This window comes from Streptomyces turgidiscabies Car8, from assembly GCF_000331005.1.
Classification (GTDB): domain Bacteria; phylum Actinomycetota; class Actinomycetes; order Streptomycetales; family Streptomycetaceae; genus Streptomyces; species Streptomyces turgidiscabies.
In genome coordinates this window covers 43,425-64,843 of the sequence record NZ_AEJB01000421.1, presented here as the reverse complement: position 1 = coordinate 64,843, position 21,419 = coordinate 43,425, and the positions used below count along the sequence as shown (strand labels likewise).

Below are 21,419 nucleotides of genomic sequence, written 5' to 3'. Positions count from 1 at the left end.
GATCCGCGAGCCGAGAGCAGAGGAGGGTTGGGAGCGCTGATGTCACTGCCACTTGAGGGGCTCGCCGCGATCGTCACGGGCGCGGGGCGCGGTCTGGGCCGGGTCGAGGCGCTGGAGCTGGCCCGGCTCGGCGCGGCCGTCGTCGTCAACGACTACGGACAGAGCGGCCGGGACGGCTCCGGCGAGGCGTCCGCCACCCCCGCCGAGGAGGTCGCCACCGAGATCCGCGCGGCGGGCGGCACGGCCACCGCCCACACCGGGGACGTCGCCGATCATCAACAGGCCCGCGAACTGGTCGAGTTGGCCATCGCCGAGTTCGGCCGGCTGGACATCCTCGTCAACAACGCGGGCATCCTGCGCGACCGCATGATCTTCTCCATGACGGAGGGGGAGTGGGACGCCGTCATACGGGTCCATCTCAAGGGCCACTTCAACACGACCCACTTCGCCGCCGCGCACTGGCGGGGCCGTGCCAAGGCGACCGGCGCACCGGTGTACGGGCGGATCGTGAACACGTCCTCGGAGGCGTTTCTCGCCGGGTCGGCGGGACAGCCCAACTACGCGGCGGCGAAGGGCGGAATCGTCGGGCTGACCACGTCCACCGCCCTGGCCCTCGCCAAGTACGGAGTGACGGCGAACGCCATCTGCCCCCGCGCCAGGACCCGTATGACCGAGGACGTCTTCCGGGACTTCGCGCAGCCGGAGAACGGCGACGGCGGCCTCGACCCCCTCGCCCCCGAACATGTCGCCCCGCTCGTCGGCTACCTGGCCTCCCCGGCCGCCGCACACGTCAACGGACAGCTGCTCGTCGTCCACGGCGGGATGGTCGCCGTCGTCGAACGACCCAGGGTGGCCGCCAGGTTCGACAGCAAACAGGACACCTTCACCTACGACGAACTGGACGCGCTCCTCACCCCGCACTACGCGGAACGCCCCACCGGGGAGACGTTCGCGGCGGCGGAGGTGCTCGGCCTCAAGCGCGGCTGAGTGCCTCCAGCGCAGTTGACGGTCTCAAGCGCAGCTGACAGCTCAAGCACGGCCGACAGTTGCCGGTCGACAGCCGACGGGCAAAGCAATGCGGCCCCGCCCGTAGCCAACCGGGCGGGGCCGTACTTCATTTGACGTTCCGTCAGGCCCTGTTCTCGGCCTGCTCGGACGGCTTGCGGTGACGGCCGTGGGGGGTCGCCTCGTCGTTGTGGGCCGAGACAGGCCCCCGGTGCTTGCCCTGGCCGTAGCTGTGGCCCGAGGCCTCGTGGGCATCGGTGGACAGCGGCTGCATGGTGCTTGCGTCGTTCATCGGAAAGTCTTCACCCCGTCAACATGATCCTTCTGACAGCCGGATGATCTTAACCAACGCACCTCAAGGTGACACGAGCCGCACACGCCGACCGGGACTAGTTCGTTACAAGCTTCGTCACTTCGTTACCGGGCTTCCCGACCTTCGTCACGAGCCGCGCCAGCGGAGCCTGCTGCAACGGCACCGGCCGGGCCACCGCGACAGTCGCGGGGGGCGCGAGAGCGGAATCGGAAGCGGCGGAATCCCCGCCCGACCCCGACCCCGACCCCGCCCCCTTCACGACGCCCGCCTCCGCCCCCGGCGTCCCGCACGCCTCGGGCCCGACGGGCGTCTCGGCCCGTACCCGAGCGACCCCGCAGGGCATTTCCCCTGTCACGTAAGGCAGTTGAAGCTCCCCGCTCCTGCTCCACAGGCCGGCCCCCGGCAACCACCCCTCCGGCGCCGGAAGATGCCGCAGCTGCCGCTCCGACGGCCGCCACACCCCCACCCAGCTACCCGCCGAACCGTCCACGCGCAGCGCCACCCCGCAGCTCTCCGGCGTCAGCACCTGCCCCGGCTGGATCGCGAACGGCGTGAGCGTGCACCCCTCGATCCGCAGGCACTCCGGGAAACGCACCGGCAGCGTGCTGCCGAGCACTCCCCAGCCGAGCCGTTGCCGCCCGCCGGGCGAGGGCGCGTCCGAGCCGATCAGCAGCAGTCCGCTGTCCGCGTCCGCGAGCAGCAGCCGGTCGTCGCTCTCCGCCGAGATCTGGAGCAGCGGCGACACCTCGCCGTCGCGCTCCAGATCGACCACGACCGCCTTCGTGCGCCCCCCGACCTCCCGGTCCAGCGCGAGCAGCCGCCCCGTGCGGTCCAGCCAGACCCCGCCCGAGCAGCGGCCGGGGACCTCCGTGACGTACTCGGGCCCGAAGGCGCCACCCGCGACCAGCCACACCGTCGTCGAACGCTCGCCCAGCGCGAGGGCGTACGCGCGGTCGCCGCCCGGAGCCGGGGGCAGCAGTCGCAGCGGGGTCCCGGCGTCCGGGCACTCGACCGCGCCGAGCGGGAGTTCGCCGGTGCCGGGGCCGGTCGGATAGAGCAGCGCGAAGGCGTGGCGGCCGTCGACCGGACGGTGGATGAGGACCCGCCCGTCGCCCATCGGGAGCACCTGCGTGCCCGGCTCCTCCGGCTGGTTGCCGGGCAGGGGCACGGCGTACGGCTCGGGCCCGTCGAGCGTCCAGCGCTCCGGGAACCAGGAGTCACCACTGCGCGTGAGCCGGGCCGCGTAGGCCCCGTCCGCCGTGATCGCCAACTCCGCCCCGGGACGGGATCCGTCCTTCGCCATTGGTTCGATCATGGGCTCGATCGCTTCGATCGCACAGGCCGTCATCGATCGGTCACCTCCGGCGACGAAAGTAGTTTTCGCACGTACAGACGTGGGACCGGGTAGCGGCCGTTTCACACATAAGGATGGCCAAGTAACGATTCGCCTGAGGAAACGGTGGCGCGTGTGCTGACCGAGGCCGGCCGCGACGGCGGGGACGGCGGGGACGGCAGCAGGAACGGCAGAGGGGTGGCAGGGGGGTTGCATCGGGGTGGCGGAGGGACCGAGCTGAGGCGGACGTACCGGTTCGGCCGTACGGAACGGCCAGGTAGCCTAGCGTCGTGCCCCGTCTGTCTGAAGTCATCGCCGCGCTGGACGCCCTCTGGCCCCCCGAGCGGGCCGAGTCCTGGGACGCGGTCGGCACGGTCGCGGGCGACCCCGACCAGGAGGTCACCCGGGTCCTGTTCGCCGTGGACCCCGTCCGGGACGTCGTCGACGAGGCCGTGAAGCTGGGCGCCGACCTGCTGGTCACCCACCACCCGCTCTATCTGCGCGGCACGACCACGGTCGCCGCGGACACCTTCAAGGGCCGGGTCGTGCACACCCTCATCAAGCACGACATCGCCCTCCATGTCGCCCACACCAACGCCGACCGCGCCGACCCCGGGGTCAGCGACGCCCTCGCCGGCGCCCTCGACCTGCGGGTCGTACGACCGCTCGTACCGGACCCCTCCGACCCCGCCGGCCGGCGCGGCCTCGGCCGGGTCTGCGAGCTGGACCACCCGCTGACCGTCCGCGAGTTCGCCGCTCGCGCCGCCGAACGGCTGCCCGCGACGGCGCAGGGCATCCGGATCGCCGGCGACCCCGAGGCCCTCGTCCGTACGGTCGCCGTCAGCGGCGGCTCCGGCGACAGCCTCTTCGACGACGTACGCGCGTCCGGTGTGGACGCCTTCCTCACCGCGGACCTGCGCCACCACCCGGCGTCGGAGGCCCGCGCCCACAGTGCCCACGGCACGGGCACCGGCACCCACAGTCCCCTCGCGCTGCTCGACGCGGCGCACTGGGCCACCGAGTGGCCCTGGTGCGAGCTGGCCGCCGCCCAGCTCGACGAGATCTCCGACCGGAACGGATGGGGCCTTCGGGTCCACGTCTCCGCCACGGTCACCGACCCCTGGACCGCCCACGCGGCGTCCACCACCACCTCTGAAGCACTGGGAGCCCCCAACTGAACGCCGCGCCCGCCGACCAGATCCGCCTTCTCGACGTCCAGGCCCTCGACGTACGCCTCCAGCAGCTCGCGCACAAGCGCAAGTCGCTGCCCGAGCACGCCGAGATCGAGTCGCTGACCAAGGACCTCACCCAGCTGCGCGACCTGCTGGTGGCCGCGACGACCGAGGAGAGCGACTGCGCCCGCGAGCAGACCAAGGCCGAGCAGGACGTGGACCAGGTGCGCCAGCGCGCCACCCGCGACCAGCAGCGCCTGGACTCCGGTGCCGTCAGCTCCTCCAAGGACCTGGAGAACCTCCAGCGCGAGATCGTCTCCCTCGCCAAGCGGCAGGGCGACCTTGAGGACATCGTCCTGGAGGTCATGGAGCGCCGTGAGTCCGCGCAGGAGCGGGTCGCCGAACTGACCGAGCGGGTCGGCGCGGTCCAGGGCAAGATCGACGACGCGACCGCACGGCGTGAGGCGTCGTACGAGTCCCTCGCCGGTGAGGTGGGCACGGCGACGAAGGAGCGCGAGGTCATCGCGGGTTCGGTACCCGACGACCTCCTCAAGCTGTACGACAAGCTGCGCCAGCAGCAGGGCGGAGTCGGCGCCGCCCGTCTCTTCCAGCGCCGCTGCGAGGGCTGCCGCCTGGAGCTGAACATCACCGAGGTCAACGAGGTGAAGGCCGCTCCCCGCGACGCCGTACTGCGCTGCGAGAACTGCCGCCGCATCCTGGTGCGCACGTCGGAATCGGGACTGTAAGCAAACCGACTGACCCACCAACTAGGTCGGTACAGGTCGGTACAGGTAGGTAAGGGGCGTACGGCGTGCGGGAGTTCATCGTCGAGGCCGACGGCGGTTCCCGGGGCAACCCGGGGCCCGCGGGCTACGGCTCCGTCGTCATCGACGCGGCCACGGGCGAGACGCTGGTGGAGGTGGCCGAGTACATCGGCATCGCCACGAACAACGTCGCCGAGTACCGGGGCCTGATTGCCGGCCTGCGCGCGGCCCACCAGCTGGACCCGGACGCCACCGTCCACGTCCGGATGGACTCCAAGCTGGTCGTCGAGCAGATGTCCGGCCGCTGGAAGATCAAGCATCCGGACATGAAGCCCCTGGCGGCGGAGGCGGCCAAGGTGTTCTCGGTCGTCGGGCAGGTGACGTACGAGTGGATCCCGCGCGGGAGGAACAAGCACGCGGACCGCTTGGCGAACGAGGCGATGGACGCGGGCAAGCGCGGCGAACAGTGGTCGGCGTCCACGTCGACGGCTGAACTGGACGCGGGCGTCGGCTCCACGGCCGCCGACGCCGACACCGGCGCCGCCACGAAGGTGGCCGCCGGCTGGTCGGCGCCCGCGGATCTCGGCCCGCCCGCGACCTTCGTACTCCTGCGCCACGGCGAAACCCTCCTCACCCCCCAGAAGCGCTTCTCGGGCAGCGGCGGTACCGACCCGTCCCTCTCGGACGTGGGCCGGGACCAGGCCGAGAGGGTGGCCGAGTCCCTGGCCCGGCGCGGCACGATCGAGGCGATCGTCGCCTCCCCGCTGGCCCGCACCCGGCAGACCGCAGCCGCGGTGGCGACTCGCCTCGGCCTCGACGTGACCGTCGACGACGGTCTGCGCGAGACGGACTTCGGCGCGTGGGAGGGCCTGACGTTCGGCGAGGTCCGCGAGCGCTACCCGGACGACATGAACGCCTGGCTGGCCTCCCCGAAGGCCGAACCGACGGGCGGCGGCGAGAGTTTCGCGGCGACCGCACGCCGGATGGCCGTCACCCGCGACAAGCTGATCGCGGCCCACGCCGGCCGTACGGTCCTGCTGGTCACCCACGTGACCCCCATCAAGACCCTCGTCCGCCTGGCCCTGGGCGCCCCGCCCGAGTCCCTGTTCCGCATGGAACTCTCGGCGGCCTCGCTGTCGGCGATCGCCTACTACACGGACGGCAACGCGAGCGTACGGCTCTTCAACGACACGTCCCACCTGAGCTGAGCGCTGCTGACCGTCGCCGAGCGCCGCTGATCATCCGAGAGTGGACGCCTGACGGGCCAGCGTCTCGATCCGGCCCCAGTCGCGCGCGGCGATCGCATCCGCCGGAAGCATCCAACTCCCGCCCACACAGCCGACGTTGGGCAACGCGAGATACTCGGGCGCGTTCGCGGGGCCGATCCCCCCGGTCGGGCAGAACTGGGCCTGGGGGAGCGGCCCGGACAGCGACCTCAGATAGGCGGTGCCGCCCGCCGCCTCCGCCGGGAAGAACTTCATCTCCCGCACCCCACGCTCCAACAGCGCCACGACCTCCGACGCCGTCGACACCCCCGGCAGAAACGGCACACCGGACGCCCGCATGGACTCCAGCAGTACGTCGGTCCAGCCCGGGCTGACGAGAAAGCGGGCCCCGGCGGCGAGCGCGTCGGACACCTGCGCCGGCGAGATGAGGGTCCCCGCACCGACCACCGCGTCAGGAACGGCATCGGCGACCGCCCGGATGGCGTCCAGCGCGACGGGCGTACGCAGGGTGACCTCGATGACCGGCAGCCCCCCGGCGACGAGCGCCCGAGCCAGCGGCACGGCATCGACCAGCTCCTCGACCACGACCACGGGAACGACGGGCGCGAGCCCGAGGACGGAGGAAACGGGGAGGGGGAGGAGAGGGGCCATGCGCCTCATCCTGCCCTCGGCCTGCAGCATGCGCAAAGAGAGTTGCACATGTTGCAACGGGGGAGGGATCCGTAGGGGCGCGGGGAACTGCGCGACAAGCCACGACGGCGCAGCACCCGCCAGCCAACCCCCGTACTCCTCCCCGCAGAGCGCCCCTCAGTGAATCTCGTCCACCAACACATCAAGCTCCCAAGCCGCCACCCCAGACCTCCTGGGCGCGACCTCCACCACATACCCGAGCTCCCGCAACGCCTCCACCAGCTCCCCCGGCCCGGAGGGCACCGCACCGGCGCTCACCAGACTCCGTACGATCCGCCCCTTGGTCGCCTTGTTGAAGTGGCTGACGACCTTCCGGGTCGGCGCATGCAGCACGCGCACAGTGGCCGTCCGCCCGGCCACCTCACCCTTCGGCTTCCAGGCCGCCGCGTAGGCGGAGGAGCGCAGATCGAGGACCAGCCCGTCACCGGCCACCTCGGGAAGCACGGCGGCCATCGGCGCACGCCAGTGCCCCGTCAGCGCGCCGAGCCCGGGCAGCTTCACACCCATCGAGCAGCGGTACGAGGGGATACGGTCCGTGACCCGGACAGCGCCCCACAGCCCCGAGAACACCAGCAGTGAACGCGCCGCCCGCCTCTTCGCGGCGGCGTCGAGAGAGGCGAGGTCGAGGGCGTCGTACAGCACCCCCGTGTAGACCTGCCCGGCGGGCCGCGCCCCGGCCGTCCGCAGGTCGACGTTCTTGGCGACCTCGCCCCGCAGCCCCTCGCTGAGCCCGAGCACCTCACGCGCCTTGTCCTCGTCACCGACGCACAGCTCGACGAGCTCCCCGAGAACGGCCTCGCGGGCACCGTTGAGCCCCGGCAGGGACAGCGACTCCAGCTTCAGCGGGGCGCCGCGCCCCGAAGCGGCCTTGCCTTCGGAGGGAGGCAGCAGGACAAGCACGGTGGTTCTCCAAACAGGTACGCGTACGCAGAGGACGACGCGCGTCAGATTACGTGGAATCACGTGGTGAGGCGGGCCCGCAGGATTGTGCCTACGCTCGTTTCATGCCCCGCCGCCACATACGCGTGACCGGCGCCCCCGAAGCCCCCCTCCGGGCCGCCCTCACCGCGCTGCGCACCGAACCAGGCGTCCCCGACAGCTTCCCGCCCCCGGTACTGGCGGAAGCGGACCGGGCGGCGAAGGCCCCCGTGCTCCCGACGCCGGACGTCACGGACGCCACGGACATCCCGTTCCTCACCATCGACCCACCCACGTCCACGGACCTGGACCAGGCGATGCACCTGTCCCGTCGTCCCGACGGCGGTTTCCGCGTCCGGTACGCCATCGCGGACGTCGCCGCCTTCGTCGTACCCGGCGGGCCCCTGGACACGGAGACACACCGCAGGGTCATGACCCTCTACTTCCCGGACGAGAAGACCCCGCTGCACCCGCCGGTGCTCAGCGAGGACGCGGCGAGCCTCCTTCCCGGCCGGACCCGTCCGGCCGCCCTCTGGACGCTCGACCTCGACGCGGACGGCCGTACCGTCGCCGTGGACGTCCATCGGGCCCTCGTCCGCAGCCGCGCCAAACTCGACTACGCGAGTGTGCAGCGCGAGCTGGACGCCGGTACGGCGGAGGAGCCGCTGGCCCTCCTCAAGGAGATCGGCGAGGCCAGGGAACGCCTGGAGGTCGAACGCGGCGGCATCTCCCTCAACGTCCCCGAGCAGGAGATCGTCGAGCAGGACCACACGTACTCACTCACCTACCGCGCACCGCTGCCCGCCGAGGGCTGGAACGCCCAGATCTCCCTCCTGACGGGCATGGCGGCGGCCGAGCTGATGCTGACCCACGGCACGGGAGTGCTCCGCACCCTCCCCGCAGCCCCGGACGGCGCCGTCGGCCGCCTGCGCCGCACCGCGCACGCCCTGCACATCGACTGGCCGCACCATCTCTCGTACGCGGCCCTGATCCGCTCCCTCGACCCGCACCGCCCCGACCACGCGGCCTTCCTCCAGGAGTGCACGACCCTGCTCAGAGGCGCCGGCTACACGGTCTTCCGCGACGGCCACCTCCCGGAGATCACGACCCACTCGGCCGTAGCCGCCCCCTACGCCCACTGCACGGCCCCCCTGCGCCGCCTCGCCGACCGGTACGCCTCGGAGATCTGCCTCGCCGCCGTCGCCGAACAACCCACGCCGGACTGGGTGTTGGCAGCTCTGGAAGCCCTCCCCAAGGAGATGACAGAGGGCGGCCGACGAGCAGGCGCGGTCGAACGCGGCTGCGTGGACATCGTCGAGGCGGCACTGCTCAAGGACCGTGTGGGGGAGGTTTTCGAGGGCTGCGTGGTGGACGTCGAGGAACACAGACCCACCATCGGGACGGTCCAGTTGGAGACTCCGGCGGTGGTGGCACGGATCGAGGGCGACGGGGTTCCGCTGCCCCTGGGGGAACGGCTACGGGTCCGGCTCACCCGGGCCGAGCTGGGGGCGGCGGGGGTGCGGTTCGCTCCGGCGTGATGATGCGTACCGCGAACGAGGGGATGCACCTGGACTCCGGGGCGGTGCGTCCGCGCGATGCCGCACACTGGTCTCCTTCGGGTGAGGAGGTGGTATGCCGGGTTCGACTACAACCGGTCCGGCACCGTCCCCTTCGGCAGGCCGCCGGCACTCCCGGACCCCTTCGCCTTCGACCTGGACACGACTGGCTTCCTCTGAGCCCCGAAGCCCCCGCAGGGCCGGAAGTACGGTGGAACCGTGAAAGCAGGCGGCGGCACACGGGAACAGGCACTGTGGACCAGAGCGAGACTCGGCCACCGCGGCCCCGCCCTTGACCTGCTCACCGCCCGCTTCGACCGGCACGTCTACGCCCCGCACGCCCACGACGAGTTCACGGTCGGACTGTGCGTCGACGGCTCCGAGGTCATCGACTACCGGGGCGGCCACCTCCGCCCCAGGCCCGGCTCGATCGTCGTACTGGACCCCGGAGAGATGCACACAGGCGGCCCGGACACGGCCGACGGCTACGCCTACCGAGCCCTGTACGCCGACGTCTCCCTCCTCACGGACGGCACCACCGGCGGCCTCCCCCACTTCCGCGAGCCCCTCCTCGACGACCCCGAACTGGCCGCCGCCTTCCGCGCCGCACACACCGACCTGAGCACCTGCCCGGACCCCCTGGAGGCCGAGTCCCGCCTCCCGTGGCTGCTCACCGCCCTGGCCCGCCGTCACTCCACGGCCCGCCCGACACCGGACCACCTCCCCGGCGCGGACCACATAGCCCACGCCGTACGAACCCGCCTGGCCGACGAACTCACCACCCCGCCCTCCCTCGCCGACCTCGCCACCGACCTGGGCCTGTCCCGCTACCAACTCCTGCGCGCCTTCCGTACGACGGTCGGGATACCCCCGTACGCCTGGCTGGCCCAGTACCGCGTGACCCGGGCCCGCGGCCTGCTGGACGCCGGACTACGCCCAGCCGAGGTCGCGCCCCTCGTCGGCTTCGCCGACCAGGCCCACCTGACCCGCTGGTTCCGGCGGGTACTGGGGGTGACACCGGCGGCGTACCGCAACAGCGTTCAAGACGGCGGACGGGGAAGGGCCCGACACTGGCCCGCATGACTGCACGCGGCTGGTTGTTGTTCTCCCTCATGGGAGTGGTCTGGGGCATTCCGTATCTGCTGATCAAGGTGGCGGTGGAGGCGGACCTGCCGCCGTCGACGGTGGTGTTCACCCGATGCCTGCTGGGCGCGGCGATCCTCCTCCCCTTCGCGATCCGCCAGGGCGGCCTACCGCGCACGATACGAACGCACTGGCGCCCGATGCTGGCCTTCGCGGTCATCGAGATCATCGGCCCGTGGTGGACCCTGACCGACGCGGAACGCCACCTGTCCAGCTCCACGGCGGGCCTCCTGATCGCGGGGGTGCCGATAGTCGGGCTCGCCCTGGCCCGCTTCTTCGGCGGCACGGAGAGGCTGGGGGCACGCCGGCTCACAGGCCTGGCCCTGGGCCTGGCGGGCGTCGCGGTGCTGACCGTCCCGCACCTGACCGGCGGCGACGCCCGCTCACTCGCGGAGGTCCTGCTGACGGTGATCGGCTATGCCACGGCCCCGCTGATAGCGGCGCGCCATCTGAAGGACGTCCCGTCGCTGCACCTCACGGCACCCTGCCTGGCGCTGGCGGCCCTGGTCTACGCACCGGCGGCGGTGGCCACTCGCCCGGCCGCGCTTCCGTCCCCGCACGTGCTGGCCGCCCTCGCTGTCCTGGGCGTGATCTGCACGGCCCTTGCCTTCGTGGCGTTCCTGGAGCTGATCAAGGAGGTCGGTCCGACCCGGGCGACGGTGTTCACGTACGTCAATCCGGCGGTCGCGGTGGCGGCGGGCGCGGTGTTCCTGGACGAACCGCTGACGGCCGGCATCCTCGCCGCCTTCGCCCTGATCCTGGCGGGCTCCGTCCTGGCGACGGCCACTGGACCGAGGCGGGGCGGACGCCCGGTAGCATGGTCGGCACGGCAGACGAGCCGGGCGGACGGCCGCGTGGACTCCCCTTCGGGGGCGCTCCCCGAGGAACGTCCGGGCTCCACAGGGCAGGGTGATGGCTAACGGCCACCCGGGGTGACCCGCGGGAAAGTGCCACAGAAAACAGACCGCCGGAGACTTCGGTCCCCGGTAAGGGTGAAACGGTGGTGTAAGAGACCACCAGTGCCCAGGGCGACCTGGGCAGCTAGGTAAACCCCACCCGGAGCAAGGTCAAAAGGGAACGTCCCCAAGGATTTGGACGACGCTCCTGCGAGGACGTTCGAGGGCTGCCCGCCCGAGTCCCCGGGTAGACCGCACGAGGCCGGCGGCAACGCCGGCCCTAGATGGATGGCCGTCTCCCCGGCCGCCGCGAGGCAGCCGGGCGACAGAACCCGGCGTACAGCCCGACTCGTCTGCCGCCTAGGGCCCATGACCAGGGAACATGCTGGTGAGGGGCCCTTTTTCGTACTTCGAAAGGCTTCGCCAGACCCCGGTCCGTACCGGTTCAAACCGGTACACGCGGCTGTGAACGTAGTCACTAGGGTAGCCACACACGCGGCCACTGTGGGCACTCGTACTGATCGCTGGGCTGCGGTGATTCTCCGTGCATTACAGCCCGGCTTGCCCGAACGCAAGACGCCCTCCATCAGCGGAAGGCTGGTGGAGGGCGTCAGAGGTTCGATGCAGGAAGCCTGGGAGACGTCACGCGGCGATGAGGGCGGCCGCCGGCTTCGGCCGTGCTGTCAGGCCGGCGGCAAGAGCCCCATGCGTCTCGCCGTTCACGCGGACCGGGCGACGGAGTGGGTTGGCTACGCACACCGCGCCTTCGTGAACACCGGGAGAATCGTTCTGTAGTTAACGCTTCACGCATTGGTGTGCTGACCGTAGAATTCGTGGCCAGGGGGGATCAGCGGGACTTGTGCGGCCACCAGGACAGTACGGACATCTGTGGCCGCGATTTGCGTTGGCGGCAGAGGGGACTGCCGTCGACGCCGGTGCTCCGTTGGCCCAGAAGCGACAACAACAGGGGCCTGCGTGACGAATTCGGGTGACTTCGGGGGCAGTCAGGAACTCGACCGCCTCAAGGTGATGCTCGAGAGTTGGCGCGCCTCTCTGGTGGACCTGAGCGGCCGCAACCGGCTGCTCAATTTCCGCCACACCAAGTCGGCGACATTGGAGATCTCGACCCCATCCGCGCAGGAGCTTGTCGAAGGCCTGGCCCGCGGCTGGGACTTCGCGCCGCTCCCGGACGAGGAATCGGAGGCCGACGAGGGCGTGCGGCCGGGCGACGTGGTCCTCGCCAAGAAGGGCGACCGCACCGACGGAATCATCACCCAGAAGACCACCGCGCCTTCCCTCCTGCGGGCGTTGAACAGTCTGCGCGCCAAAGCGACACAGGTCTTCAACGACTACGGCCTGTGGACCCTCAGCCTCGGTGTCGGCATGCTCAACTGGCGCGAGGACGGAGCTGAGACGGCCAGCGACGCCCCCCCTGATCCTGATGCCGGTGGTCATCGAGCGCGCGCGCAACGGACGGATCCGCCTCAGGTCGAGCGACGACGAGGAACCGCGCCTCAACCCAGCCCTGAGAGTGAAGTTGCAGCAATTCCACATCGACTGGGCGCCGGTCGTCGAACAGGACCCTTCGGACCTGCAGGCGGTGCTTTCCGCCGCGGCTCGCGCGGTGGCGGGCAAGGCAGGCTGGCAGATCTCCGACCGTGTGGTGCTCGCACTCTTCGCCTCCCACAAGGAGTCGATGTACCAGGACCTGCTGGACAACGAAGACCGCGTCCTCGGCAGTGACCTCGTACGGGCGATGGCTCTCGGTCCGAACTCCGGACTCGCCTCCGACCGTTTCGACTTCGATGAGATCGAGCTCGACCGGATCGACGAACTGAGCCCGCCCGAGGACAGTCCGCTGGTGCTTGATGCCGACGCTTCGCAGCGGCAGGCCGTCGCCGCGGCCGTGGCCGGACAGTCGTTCGTCCTGGACGGCCCACCCGGCACGGGTAAGAGTCAGACGATCACGAACATGATCGCCGGTCTGATGCAGGCCGGCCGCAGTGTGCTGTTCGTCAGTGAGAAGGCAGCGGCCCTCGATGTCGTTCTCGACCGGCTGAAGTCGGTCGGACTCGATTCGTACGCCCTGGCCCTCCACAGCCACAACACCAGCCGCAAAGCGGTGGCCCAGGAGCTGGGTCGGGCTCTCGCGGAGGAGCCGCGCGCACCGCAACTGTCACAGCAGACCCTGGCCCAGGCCAGGGAACTGCGCCTCGCGCTCAGCGCCTACGCCGAAGCGATGAACGAGGTCCGCGACCCGCTGGGACGGACCCTGCACGACGTGCTCGGTCGGGTCGGCCAACTGTCCGAGGCGCCGGTGGCCTATCTGAGCCGTGGGGACGACACGCACACGGGGGCAGGGGCGACGTTTCGCGCTGAGACGCTCAGTGACGAGGACCTGCGCCTGATCGTTGAGGCGACGAAAGCCATCTCCGAGGCTTGGGAGGCGGTCGCCGACCCGTCGTTCCCTTGGCGTGACCTGCGAGCCAGCCTGCCGCATCCACGTCCTGTGCTGGAGCAGGCGCAGGCGGCGCGGGATGCGCTCACGACGGCGGTCGACCGGTACCGGGATCTCGCGCCCGGGGGAGTGCCTGTCACGGACCACAGCGGTATCGACCGTCTGATCGCTCTCCTGCGGCTGCTCGACGTGCGGAGGCCTGTGCCGGAAGCGTGGCTGACCACGGATGCCTTCGCCGACGAGGTGGATGACCGGGCCGACGCCTTCCTGTTGGAACTGCGCAAGGTGCAGCGTACGACCACTGCTGTCCGCGCGACGGTGGGTGAGCGTTGGCAGGAGCTGTCCACCAGGCTGACGGCTGAAGCGGGGGAAGCCGAGAAGGCGCTCTCGGCGATGGCGCCGCGCGGCCTCGACCTCGCCGGACTCACGGAGGAGCGTGCGCGACAGCTTGCCGGGGAGTTCGACGCGACCGCTGGTGTGCTGGAGCGGACCCTGCAGAGCCTCACCGGGGTCAGCCACCTCACCGGGCTCACAAATCCCGGTAGCCCCGAGGAAGCACGTCATCTGTGTGACGTGATTGCCGTGGCCGGCACCGAACACCGCCCTCGCGAGCAGTGGTTGGTCCCTGGAGGCCCGGCGTTGGCGGAGGAGGCGGCGGTCGGGGTCGCCGCCGACGCACTGAGAGACTTTTTCACACGGCGGGACCGGGTGCTCTCCGCCCAGGCCCTCGCGACGGACCACACCGGCCCGGGGTGGGCCGAGATGCGTCGGGAATTGAGCGCAGAGCGACCGTCCAACGAGCAGGCCCTCGCTGCACTGGAACCGCCTGGCGCCGACATCGCGTCGTTGACCCGCCGCGAGGCCGCGGACCTGGCCGAGCGGTTCGACAGGCTCGCCGACGCCCTTGAGATGGCCGCCGGACACGCCGACTCGGTGGCCGAGTGTCTCGGGTGTGACCGACCGAAGGCGACGTCCGAGGCGGAGGACCTGGCCACGCTCGTGGAGCTGGCCACAGCATCGGACCGCACGCTCGAAGCATGGCTCGATCCCCGGGCACTTCCCGGTGTCCAGGCAGCCGTCGCGGAGATCTCCGAGGCCGCCGAAGACCTGGCCGCCGCGGAGGAGGCGGCGCGCGACGCCTTCCTGCCGGAAGTCGTCTCCACGCCCGAACTGCCCGAAGCAATCCACCGCCTCATGGAGGGACGTCAGGGACTCGCCGGCATGCTGTCCAGCGGCATCCGGGCCGACCGGAAACTCGTGGCCCGGCTGACGCGCGGCGGCTCGTGGCGTGGCGAGCTGTACGACAAGCTGCCACTCGCCGACGCCTGGTGCGCCGCCTACTGGAAGCTGCGGTCGCTTGCCGCGACCCATGCCGAGTTGATCGGCCGCTATCGGGGCACAGTGTTGCCCGACGTCACGGCACTGCGCCAGGCACTCGTGCACGCAGGAGCGGTCCACGCGCTCGCGCCGGAAACCGTCGCCGACCCCTACCGTCGGGTCCTGCTTGCCACTCACCTGGCTGATGGCCGAGAGCCGCGACCCGCACTCGTCGAGCAGGGAACGGCGCTGCGCAGCCATCTCGCCACATGGCGACGGAGTTTGGACAGCTCGTCGCTGGCACCGCATGCGGCCGAGCTCACCAAGCAGCCGCTCGACGACGCCGCCCGCTGGCTGCGCGCCCACCTCGCCCCATTGCGACAGGCCGTCGCGTTGCTGGACACCGTGGCCTCGGTCGGTCGCCGGGACAGTGGCCCCGGTTCCGAGCACACGCTCGCCTCTGCGCGCACGGCGGCCACGGCCGCGCACGCGGCACAGAAGGAGACCGCCGCGTTCGCCGCTCAGGCCGTAACCGACAGCAACCTTCTCGGCCCCTGGTACCAGGGCCTCGACACGCGGACGGACGACCTGCACGACGCCGCGCCCAACGGTGTGACGGGCTACGAGCCCATGGGGCAGCTCCTGCGCCGCGGCTCTGACCTGACGCGACAGCAACCAGGGCCGTACGCCACGGAGCAACAGCGCGAGTTGCTGGGCCGATACGCACCGGAAGGGCACCCCCATACCGAGGCCTTGCGGGCCGCCCTGGACTCCGCCCGGCTGATCGCCCGTCTGGCACCCGACACGCTCACAGAACCAGCGCGCCGGACCAGCCTCGCCGAGGTGCTGGCCGACGGACGGCCCGAACCGCGTGAACTCCTCGCGCAGAGCGACCAGATCCGCCATGACCTGGACCTATGGCAGGAGTACACCGGGCAGCCCCACGTCGCGGCGGTCGGCACAGCACTCGCCGCCCGCCCCCTCGAACGGGCGGCGAGCTGGCTTCGCGCGCACGTGGAGCCCTTCGAGGACGCGGCCGACCTCATCCGCTCAACCGCCCGCGTCATGGACGAGGAGACGGGCCTCACCTTGTCGCGGGCCAGGGAAGCGGTGGCCTCCGTCGTCTCCGCCCGCGCCGCCGAGTCCTCTTTCGCGGAGAACGACGCCACGTACCGAAGCCTTCTCGGTTCCCTCCACCAGGGCACCGAGACGGACCGCGATGCGATTCTGGACGCCCTGGACTGGGCCCAGAAGGTTCGTCGAACCGCACATGGCGGCCACTCCGCGCCCCTGCAGCCCAAGGCGGCCCGGCTGATGCTGGCCGCGTCAGTCGATCCGTCCGTCGCAGCCCGCGCCGGCGACTGGAGCCGTCAGCGTGAGGCACTCGCCGGGCACTTCGAGCCTGAGCGGGCCGCGGAGCTGCGACACGAACTCGCCGAATCTCTCACCACGGCCCAGTCCGTCCTGTCCCGCCTCGACCGCGACCCCTTCGGCCCGGAAGCCTGGACCAGCTGCGCCGACGCACTGACCCTGCTGCGCCGTTACCACCTCGACGGGCTGCCCGACCAGCTCGCACGCCGCGAGGTTTCCGCCGACGACTTCCCCGCAGCCATGGAACGTGCGGTGCTCACCGCGTGGGTCGAGCACCAGCTCACCGCCGACCAGAGGCTGAAGCCGATGCGGGCAGTGGAACGCGACCAGTTGGTGGAGCGCTTCCAAATGGTGGACCAGGACCTGGTGGCGGCGGCACACGCCGAGGTCATCGCCGCATGCAACTCCCGCCGTCCTCGCCGGACATCGGTGGGCCAGGCCGCAGTGCTCCGCCGCGAGTCCGAAAAACAGCGCCGCCACATGCCCGTACGGCACCTGCTGCAGCAGACACGCGACGTCGTACGGCTGGTCAAGCCCTGCTTCATGATGAGCCCGCTGACGGTCAGCCAGTTCCTCCCACCCGACTTCGAGTTCGATGTCGTCGTCTTCGACGAGGCGTCCCAGGTGCTGCCTCAGGACGCGGTGAACTCCGTCTACCGGGGCAAGGCCCTCATCGTGGCGGGCGACCAGAAGCAGCTGCCGCCGACCTCGTTCTTCGCCGCGGCCGGAACCAGCGACGACGGCGACGAGTGGGACGAGGACGCCACCGACGGCTTCGAGTCCATTCTCGACATGTGCAAGGCCAGCGGAGTCCTGCGCGGGCTGCCTCTGCGCTGGCACTACCGCAGCCGTCACGAGAACCTGATCGCTTTCAGCAACCACGACTTCTACGACAACTCCATGATCACGTTCCCGGGTGCTCTGGAACAGGGACCGGACATCGGCGTGGAGTTCATCAAGGCGGACGGCGTGTACGACCGCGGCGGGAACAGCGACAACCCGATCGAGGCCACGAAGGTGGCCCAGCGCGTCATCCACCACTTCGACACCCGTCCCGAGCACACCCTCGGCGTGGTCGCGCTGTCGAAGGCGCAAGCGGAGGCAATCGAGGAGGCGGTGCAGAAGGCGAGGGCGGCCCGCCCGGACCTCGAACACCACTTCACGGAGAGCCGGCTCGACGGATTCTTCGTCAAAAACCTTGAAACCGTCCAAGGCGACGAGCGCGACGTCATCATCCTCTCCATCGGCTACGGACCCGACCACCGGGGCAAGCTGCTGTCGACATTCGGCCCCATCAACAGGGAGGGCGGCTGGCGACGCCTCAACGTGGCCGTGACCCGCGCCCGGCGCCGCATGGAGGTCATCGCCTCCTTCCACGGAGGCGATCTGTCGGACAGCCCCAACAAGAGCGTGCAGCACCTCAAGCGATACCTGCAGTACGCCCAGCACGGTCCCGCGATCCTCCAGACGAAGGCCGCCGATCCGGACGCTGCTCCGGAGAGCCCCTTCGAAGAGGAGGTCATCGATGTCCTGCGCGGCTGGGGATACGAGGTTCAGCCGCAGGTGGGGGTCGCCGGTTTCCGCATCGACATGGCGGTACGACACCCAGGCGCGCCCGGGACGTACGCGCTGGGCATCGAGTGCGACGGCGCCATGTATCACTCCTCGCGGGCGGCTCGGGACCGAGACCGGCTCAGGGAAGCGGTTCTGCGTGACCTGGGTTGGAAGCTGCACCGAATCTGGGGCACGGACTGGTATCGGAACCGGCGGGATGCGATGGCTCGGATGCGGGCCGCGGTGGAGGCGGCGTGTGCGGAGGATCCGCATGCGGTGCGAGTGGCACCACCAGCGGGGATGGTCGGCACTGGCGGTGACCTTGGCGACGGCGACAGTTCGGCAGAGGTCGTGGACGGCCGCCTGAGCGCGAGCGGCGGGGAGCCTGCAGAAGCGGCAGGTGGTCCGGCAGTTCCGAGAGTGGAGTTCGTGACGGTCGACGTCGGCCCTGCACCCTGGAGCTGTCCCTACCAGGAGGTCGATCCTGCTCTGTTGGCAGAGGTACGTGACAGGTCGAGCAGCCAGCGAGGCATGTGGGGCGTGGAGTTGCAGGACCCAGAGGCCCTTGACGTGGTGGCAGACGTGGCTCTGTGCGTGGTCGAGGTGGAAGGGCCCGTCGAGAAGGAGATGATCTACACCCGGGTCCGTCTCGCGTGGGGCATCGGACGAGCCGGCCAGGTGGTTCGCGACCGCATCGACCGAGCTCTTCGCCGCCTGCTCAAGCAGGGCAAGATTGTCCAGGTCGGTACGGCCTACGACAGGCCCGGCCACGAGACGGAGTTCGCCCGCACGCCGACGGATCGGTGCGCCCGCCGAGTAGCGGAGGTTCCCGCGGCGGAGCGGCAGCTCGTGCTCAGAAACGTGGTCGAGGAGGGACCGGGCGTTCATCGCGAGGAACTGCTGCGAGAGGCCGCTCGCTTCTTCGGGTGGGCGCGGCTCGGCGCCGATATCCGGGACGTGCTGACTGGTGACATCGACGCGTTGATCGCCGCAGGGGACTTGACCGAGTCGGAGGGCGGCCTGATGCCCGCCGAGGGTTCCTGATCTGTTCTGCCCTCCAGATCGCGGTGCAAGGAACGACGGGGGCCTGGTCACCGTCGTGTCGGTCAGCTCCCTTGCGGCCTGTGGGGCCCCGCACCGGCCGCGTCCGCCGGAATGACGTGGACGCCACCGCGCTCGACTACGACAGCTCCAGAGGGAGAAGTCATGCCCACCCGTATCCGGCGCCGGTAGGGTGACCGTCACGACGTCCGCTGCCCCCACCGGCGACCACCGGTACGACTGTCAGTACCGCCAGGTACCCTCGAACTCATTGTCAACGCGGCCCGACGGGCTTCCGCTCCACCCCGGTGGAGTCTCGAAGGACATGCCCCCACCCGCACGAGTCTCTTCGTGCTGCCTGGGGGAAGTCCTTGCTGGTCCGCGCGTCCGCGAAAACGGTCGCCGTCATGGCACTCGACGGTTCGCTGTTTCTGCACCTCACCGACAAGTTCGTCCGCATGCACGGGTACCGGCCCAGCGCCTCGGAGGTGCGTTCCTGGGAGCGCAGCATCCCCTTCCTGGCCGCCGCACTGAACGACGCAGGCTTGGGCGACGTGGAGGTGATGCTGGAATACTCGCTCCCGCTGAACAGTAAGCGTGCAGACGTCGTGCTCGCGGGAGTTCATCCGGCCACGGGTGAACCGTCGTACGTCGTGGTTGAGTTGAAGCAGTGGAGTCAGGCACTCCCGCACGAGGACGACCCCACCCTGTGCCATGTCGACGCGTATGCGCAGCCGGTCCTCAATCCCATCGAACAGGTGCGCCGCTACTGCGAGTACCTCGTCAATTTCAATGGCGCGGTGGCTGAACACGGCCAACGTGTGGCCGGAGTGGCTTATCTGCACAACGCCACCGAGTTCGGCGTGACCGGGCTGCGCGAGATCGAACGTGACGGCCACGCACTGCTCTTCACCGAGGAACGCCGGGGCGCCTTTCTCGACCACCTTCGTACGAGGCTGAGTGCCAAACATCCGGGGGCCCAGGCCGCGGACGAACTCCGTGCGGGCGCCAAGGTCCCGTCGAAGCAGCTCATGTCCGTGGCTGCCGAGGAGGTGCGCGAGCGCACACAGTTCGTCCTCCTCGACGAGCAGCAGGTCGCGTACCGCCTGGTGGTCAACGCGGTGGAGAAGGCGAAGCACTCCGATCGCAAGGAGGTCGTCATCGTCACGGGCGGCCCCGGCACCGGCAAGAGCGTGATCGCTCTTCAACTGCTCGGAGAGCTCTACCGACGTGGGGTGCCGGCACTGCACGCCACCGGCTCACAGTCGTTCACGAAGACGATGAGGAAGATCGCCGGCGCCCGCAAGCGCGAAGTCCAGGAGCTGTTCAAGTACTTCAACAGCTTCATGACGGCCGAGAAGAACAGCCTGGGTGCTTTGATCTGCGACGAGGCACACCGCATCCGGGAGACCTCGGCCAACCGCTACACGCGCGCCGAGAACCGTAACGGCAGGGCACAGATCGACGAACTCATCGATGTCGCCTACGTTCCCGTCTTCTTCCTCGACGAGCACCAGGTCGTCCGCCCCGGCGAGATGGGTACCGTGGCCGAGATCGAGGCGGCAGCGGCGAAGCGGGGCATCCCCTGCACGGTCGTACCGCTGGACAGCCAGTTCCGCTGCGGCGGCAGCGACGCCTACCTGCGCTGGGTGGTCCGCCTCCTCGGTCTGGAGACGGGCGGACCGGTCGTATGGAAGCCTGACGGACGCATGCAGTTGCTGGTCGCCGACAGCCCGCAGGAGATGGAAACATTCCTCGAAACTCGTCGGGCTCATGACTACGGCGCACGAATGTCCGCGGGCTACTGCTGGCGCTGGTCCCCGGAACCCAAGCCGGGTGCCCCACTCCCGCCCGATGTCGTGATCGGCGACTGGGCTCGCCCCTGGAACCTGCGTGGCGACCGCTCTGTCTCTGGCGCACCCCCGGCCGCCCTGTGGGCCACCGACCCGGCGGGCTTCGGACAGGTCGGCTGCGTCTACACCGCCCAGGGCTTCGAGTACGACTGGTCCGGCGTCATCATCGGGCCCGATCTGGTCTGGCGCGGTGACCGCTGGATCACGGACCGCACGGCGTCGAAGGACCCGGTCTTCAACAAGTCCACTCCGGACACCGACGTGGACCGTCTGATCCGTAACACGTACAAAGTGCTGCTGACCCGGGGCATGGTGGGCACGATCGTGTACTCGACGGATCCGGAGACGAGGGAGAAGTTGCGGGAGCTGGCGGCTGGGCCGGCACGGAAAGCCGTGCAGGTCTGACGGACGGTTCGCGTGTGTTTCAGACGTCGTCAGAAACCCAAGCGGGTTGATTCCGCTGGGTTTCGCGCAGAAAGCGGTCGACGTCGAATCCGTGCTCGCTCAGCCGGTACCGAGCCGTGTCCAAGTGGTGATCCTCGAAGAGATGCCGGTACCACGGCAGGAGAACGAACGCCTCGACGCTCAGTTCGAGGCGGCCTGCTTCCCACAGCGTGGTGAAACCGTCCGAGGCGTTGCCCCCGCGCAGGAGCTGCTTCGCGGCCCCGACCCCGCCCAGCTCCCCCAGCATCTGTACGAACCGCGTGGGGTTGTAGCCGATTTCACGCTTGAGACGTTCGGTGCCCCTAAGCATGTCGCCGTGGAACCTGTTCTCTGCTTCGCTTGGCATCCGTCACGCTCCCCTGACC

At 70.1% G+C, this 21,419-nt stretch carries 13 protein-coding genes, 1 other RNA gene and 2 pseudogenes; 11 read left to right on the top strand and 5 right to left on the bottom strand.

Annotation, left to right across the window (positions count from 1 at the left end; all coding sequences use genetic code 11):
- The first annotated feature begins 39 nt into the window (after window positions 1–39).
- Window positions 40–987 (top strand): 3-oxoacyl-ACP reductase, encoded by a 948-nt coding sequence (locus tag STRTUCAR8_RS31010; protein ID WP_006380086.1) that lies wholly within the window; start codon window positions 40–42, stop codon window positions 985–987.
- A gap of 142 nt (window positions 988–1,129) precedes the next feature.
- Here the strand turns inward: STRTUCAR8_RS31010 and STRTUCAR8_RS53535 are convergent, their stop codons facing one another.
- Both STRTUCAR8_RS53535 and STRTUCAR8_RS31005 read right to left on the bottom strand, forming a co-directional pair.
- Window positions 1,130–1,297, bottom strand: a complete 168-nt coding sequence (locus STRTUCAR8_RS53535; RefSeq protein ID WP_006380092.1) for a hypothetical protein — start codon at window positions 1,295–1,297, stop codon at window positions 1,130–1,132.
- Window positions 1,298–1,394: 97 nt separating this feature from the next.
- Window positions 1,395–2,666, bottom strand: coding sequence for a hypothetical protein (locus STRTUCAR8_RS31005; RefSeq protein ID WP_006380063.1), 1,272 nt, complete (start codon window positions 2,664–2,666; stop codon window positions 1,395–1,397).
- 275 nt (window positions 2,667–2,941) lie between these two features.
- Between STRTUCAR8_RS31005 and STRTUCAR8_RS31000 the strand changes: the two genes are divergently transcribed.
- The 3 genes from STRTUCAR8_RS31000 to STRTUCAR8_RS30990 all read left to right on the top strand — a co-directional run bounded on the left by STRTUCAR8_RS31000 (window position 2,942) and on the right by STRTUCAR8_RS30990 (window position 5,795).
- Complete coding sequence (locus STRTUCAR8_RS31000; protein WP_006380098.1) at window positions 2,942–3,829, top strand: Nif3-like dinuclear metal center hexameric protein; 888 nt, start codon at window positions 2,942–2,944, stop codon at window positions 3,827–3,829.
- The gene (locus tag STRTUCAR8_RS30995; protein ID WP_078507377.1) at window positions 3,826–4,569 is read left to right on the top strand and encodes a CT398-like coiled coil hairpin domain-containing protein; all 744 of its coding nucleotides are present in this window, start codon (window positions 3,826–3,828) and stop codon (window positions 4,567–4,569) included. The genes STRTUCAR8_RS31000 and STRTUCAR8_RS30995 overlap by 4 nt, the downstream gene beginning before the upstream one ends.
- 65 nt (window positions 4,570–4,634) lie before the next feature.
- On the top strand, window positions 4,635–5,795 hold the full coding sequence (locus STRTUCAR8_RS30990) for a bifunctional RNase H/acid phosphatase (protein WP_006380124.1): 1,161 nt from the start codon (window positions 4,635–4,637) through the stop codon (window positions 5,793–5,795).
- A gap of 30 nt (window positions 5,796–5,825) precedes the next feature.
- Here STRTUCAR8_RS30990 and eda read toward each other — a convergent pair whose 3' ends face one another.
- A complete protein-coding gene (gene eda, locus STRTUCAR8_RS30985; RefSeq protein ID WP_006380073.1) occupies window positions 5,826–6,464 on the bottom strand; it encodes a bifunctional 4-hydroxy-2-oxoglutarate aldolase/2-dehydro-3-deoxy-phosphogluconate aldolase in 639 nt (212 codons plus the stop codon).
- A 156-nt stretch (window positions 6,465–6,620) separates the two neighbouring features.
- The gene (gene yaaA / locus STRTUCAR8_RS30980) at window positions 6,621–7,403 is read right to left on the bottom strand and encodes a peroxide stress protein YaaA (RefSeq protein WP_006380125.1); all 783 of its coding nucleotides are present in this window, start codon (window positions 7,401–7,403) and stop codon (window positions 6,621–6,623) included.
- Between the two features lie 104 nt (window positions 7,404–7,507).
- Here yaaA and STRTUCAR8_RS30975 point away from each other — a divergent pair, with 104 nt between their 5' ends.
- From STRTUCAR8_RS30975 to STRTUCAR8_RS30950, 7 genes and pseudogenes are all read left to right on the top strand, one after another.
- On the top strand, window positions 7,508–8,959 hold the full coding sequence (locus tag STRTUCAR8_RS30975) for an RNB domain-containing ribonuclease (protein ID WP_044473200.1): 1,452 nt from the start codon (window positions 7,508–7,510) through the stop codon (window positions 8,957–8,959).
- A 237-nt stretch (window positions 8,960–9,196) separates the two neighbouring features.
- Window positions 9,197–10,060, top strand: a complete 864-nt coding sequence (locus STRTUCAR8_RS30970; RefSeq protein WP_006380076.1) for an AraC family transcriptional regulator — start codon at window positions 9,197–9,199, stop codon at window positions 10,058–10,060.
- Window positions 10,057–10,839, top strand: a pseudogene (locus STRTUCAR8_RS55860) (DMT family transporter); the annotation flags it as partial. The gene STRTUCAR8_RS30970 and the pseudogene STRTUCAR8_RS55860, both read left to right, overlap by 4 nt.
- 115 nt (window positions 10,840–10,954) lie before the next feature.
- An RNA gene (gene rnpB / locus STRTUCAR8_RS48810) (RNase P RNA component class A) lies at window positions 10,955–11,372 on the top strand.
- Between the two features lie 673 nt (window positions 11,373–12,045).
- Window positions 12,046–12,387 (top strand): annotated as a pseudogene (locus tag STRTUCAR8_RS54605) (DUF4011 domain-containing protein); the annotation flags it as partial.
- Between the two features lie 70 nt (window positions 12,388–12,457).
- Window positions 12,458–18,760 (top strand): DUF3320 domain-containing protein, encoded by a 6,303-nt coding sequence (locus tag STRTUCAR8_RS30955; protein WP_100247712.1) that lies wholly within the window; start codon window positions 12,458–12,460, stop codon window positions 18,758–18,760.
- 368 nt (window positions 18,761–19,128) lie between these two features.
- Window positions 19,129–21,015, top strand: coding sequence for a DUF2075 domain-containing protein (locus tag STRTUCAR8_RS30950; RefSeq protein WP_006380130.1), 1,887 nt, complete (start codon window positions 19,129–19,131; stop codon window positions 21,013–21,015).
- 19 nt (window positions 21,016–21,034) lie between these two features.
- Here STRTUCAR8_RS30950 and STRTUCAR8_RS30945 read toward each other — a convergent pair whose 3' ends face one another.
- Complete coding sequence (locus STRTUCAR8_RS30945; RefSeq protein ID WP_006380081.1) at window positions 21,035–21,400, bottom strand: hypothetical protein; 366 nt, start codon at window positions 21,398–21,400, stop codon at window positions 21,035–21,037.
- Between the last annotated feature and the right edge of the window lie 19 nt (window positions 21,401–21,419).

Coding starts and splice junctions, on each gene's coding strand:
- STRTUCAR8_RS31010 (WP_006380086.1), top strand. CDS start 40: ATGTCACTGCCACTTGAGGGGCTCGCCGCGATCGTCACGGGCGCGGGG.
- STRTUCAR8_RS30945 (WP_006380081.1), bottom strand. CDS start 21,400: ATGCCAAGCGAAGCAGAGAACAGGTTCCACGGCGACATGCTTAGGGGC.
- STRTUCAR8_RS53535 (WP_006380092.1), bottom strand. CDS start 1,297: ATGAACGACGCAAGCACCATGCAGCCGCTGTCCACCGATGCCCACGAG.
- STRTUCAR8_RS30955 (WP_100247712.1), top strand. CDS start 12,458: ATGCCGGTGGTCATCGAGCGCGCGCGCAACGGACGGATCCGCCTCAGG.
- STRTUCAR8_RS31005 (WP_006380063.1), bottom strand. CDS start 2,666: ATGACGGCCTGTGCGATCGAAGCGATCGAGCCCATGATCGAACCAATG.
- eda (WP_006380073.1), bottom strand. CDS start 6,464: ATGGCCCCTCTCCTCCCCCTCCCCGTTTCCTCCGTCCTCGGGCTCGCG.
- STRTUCAR8_RS30975 (WP_044473200.1), top strand. CDS start 7,508: ATGCCCCGCCGCCACATACGCGTGACCGGCGCCCCCGAAGCCCCCCTC.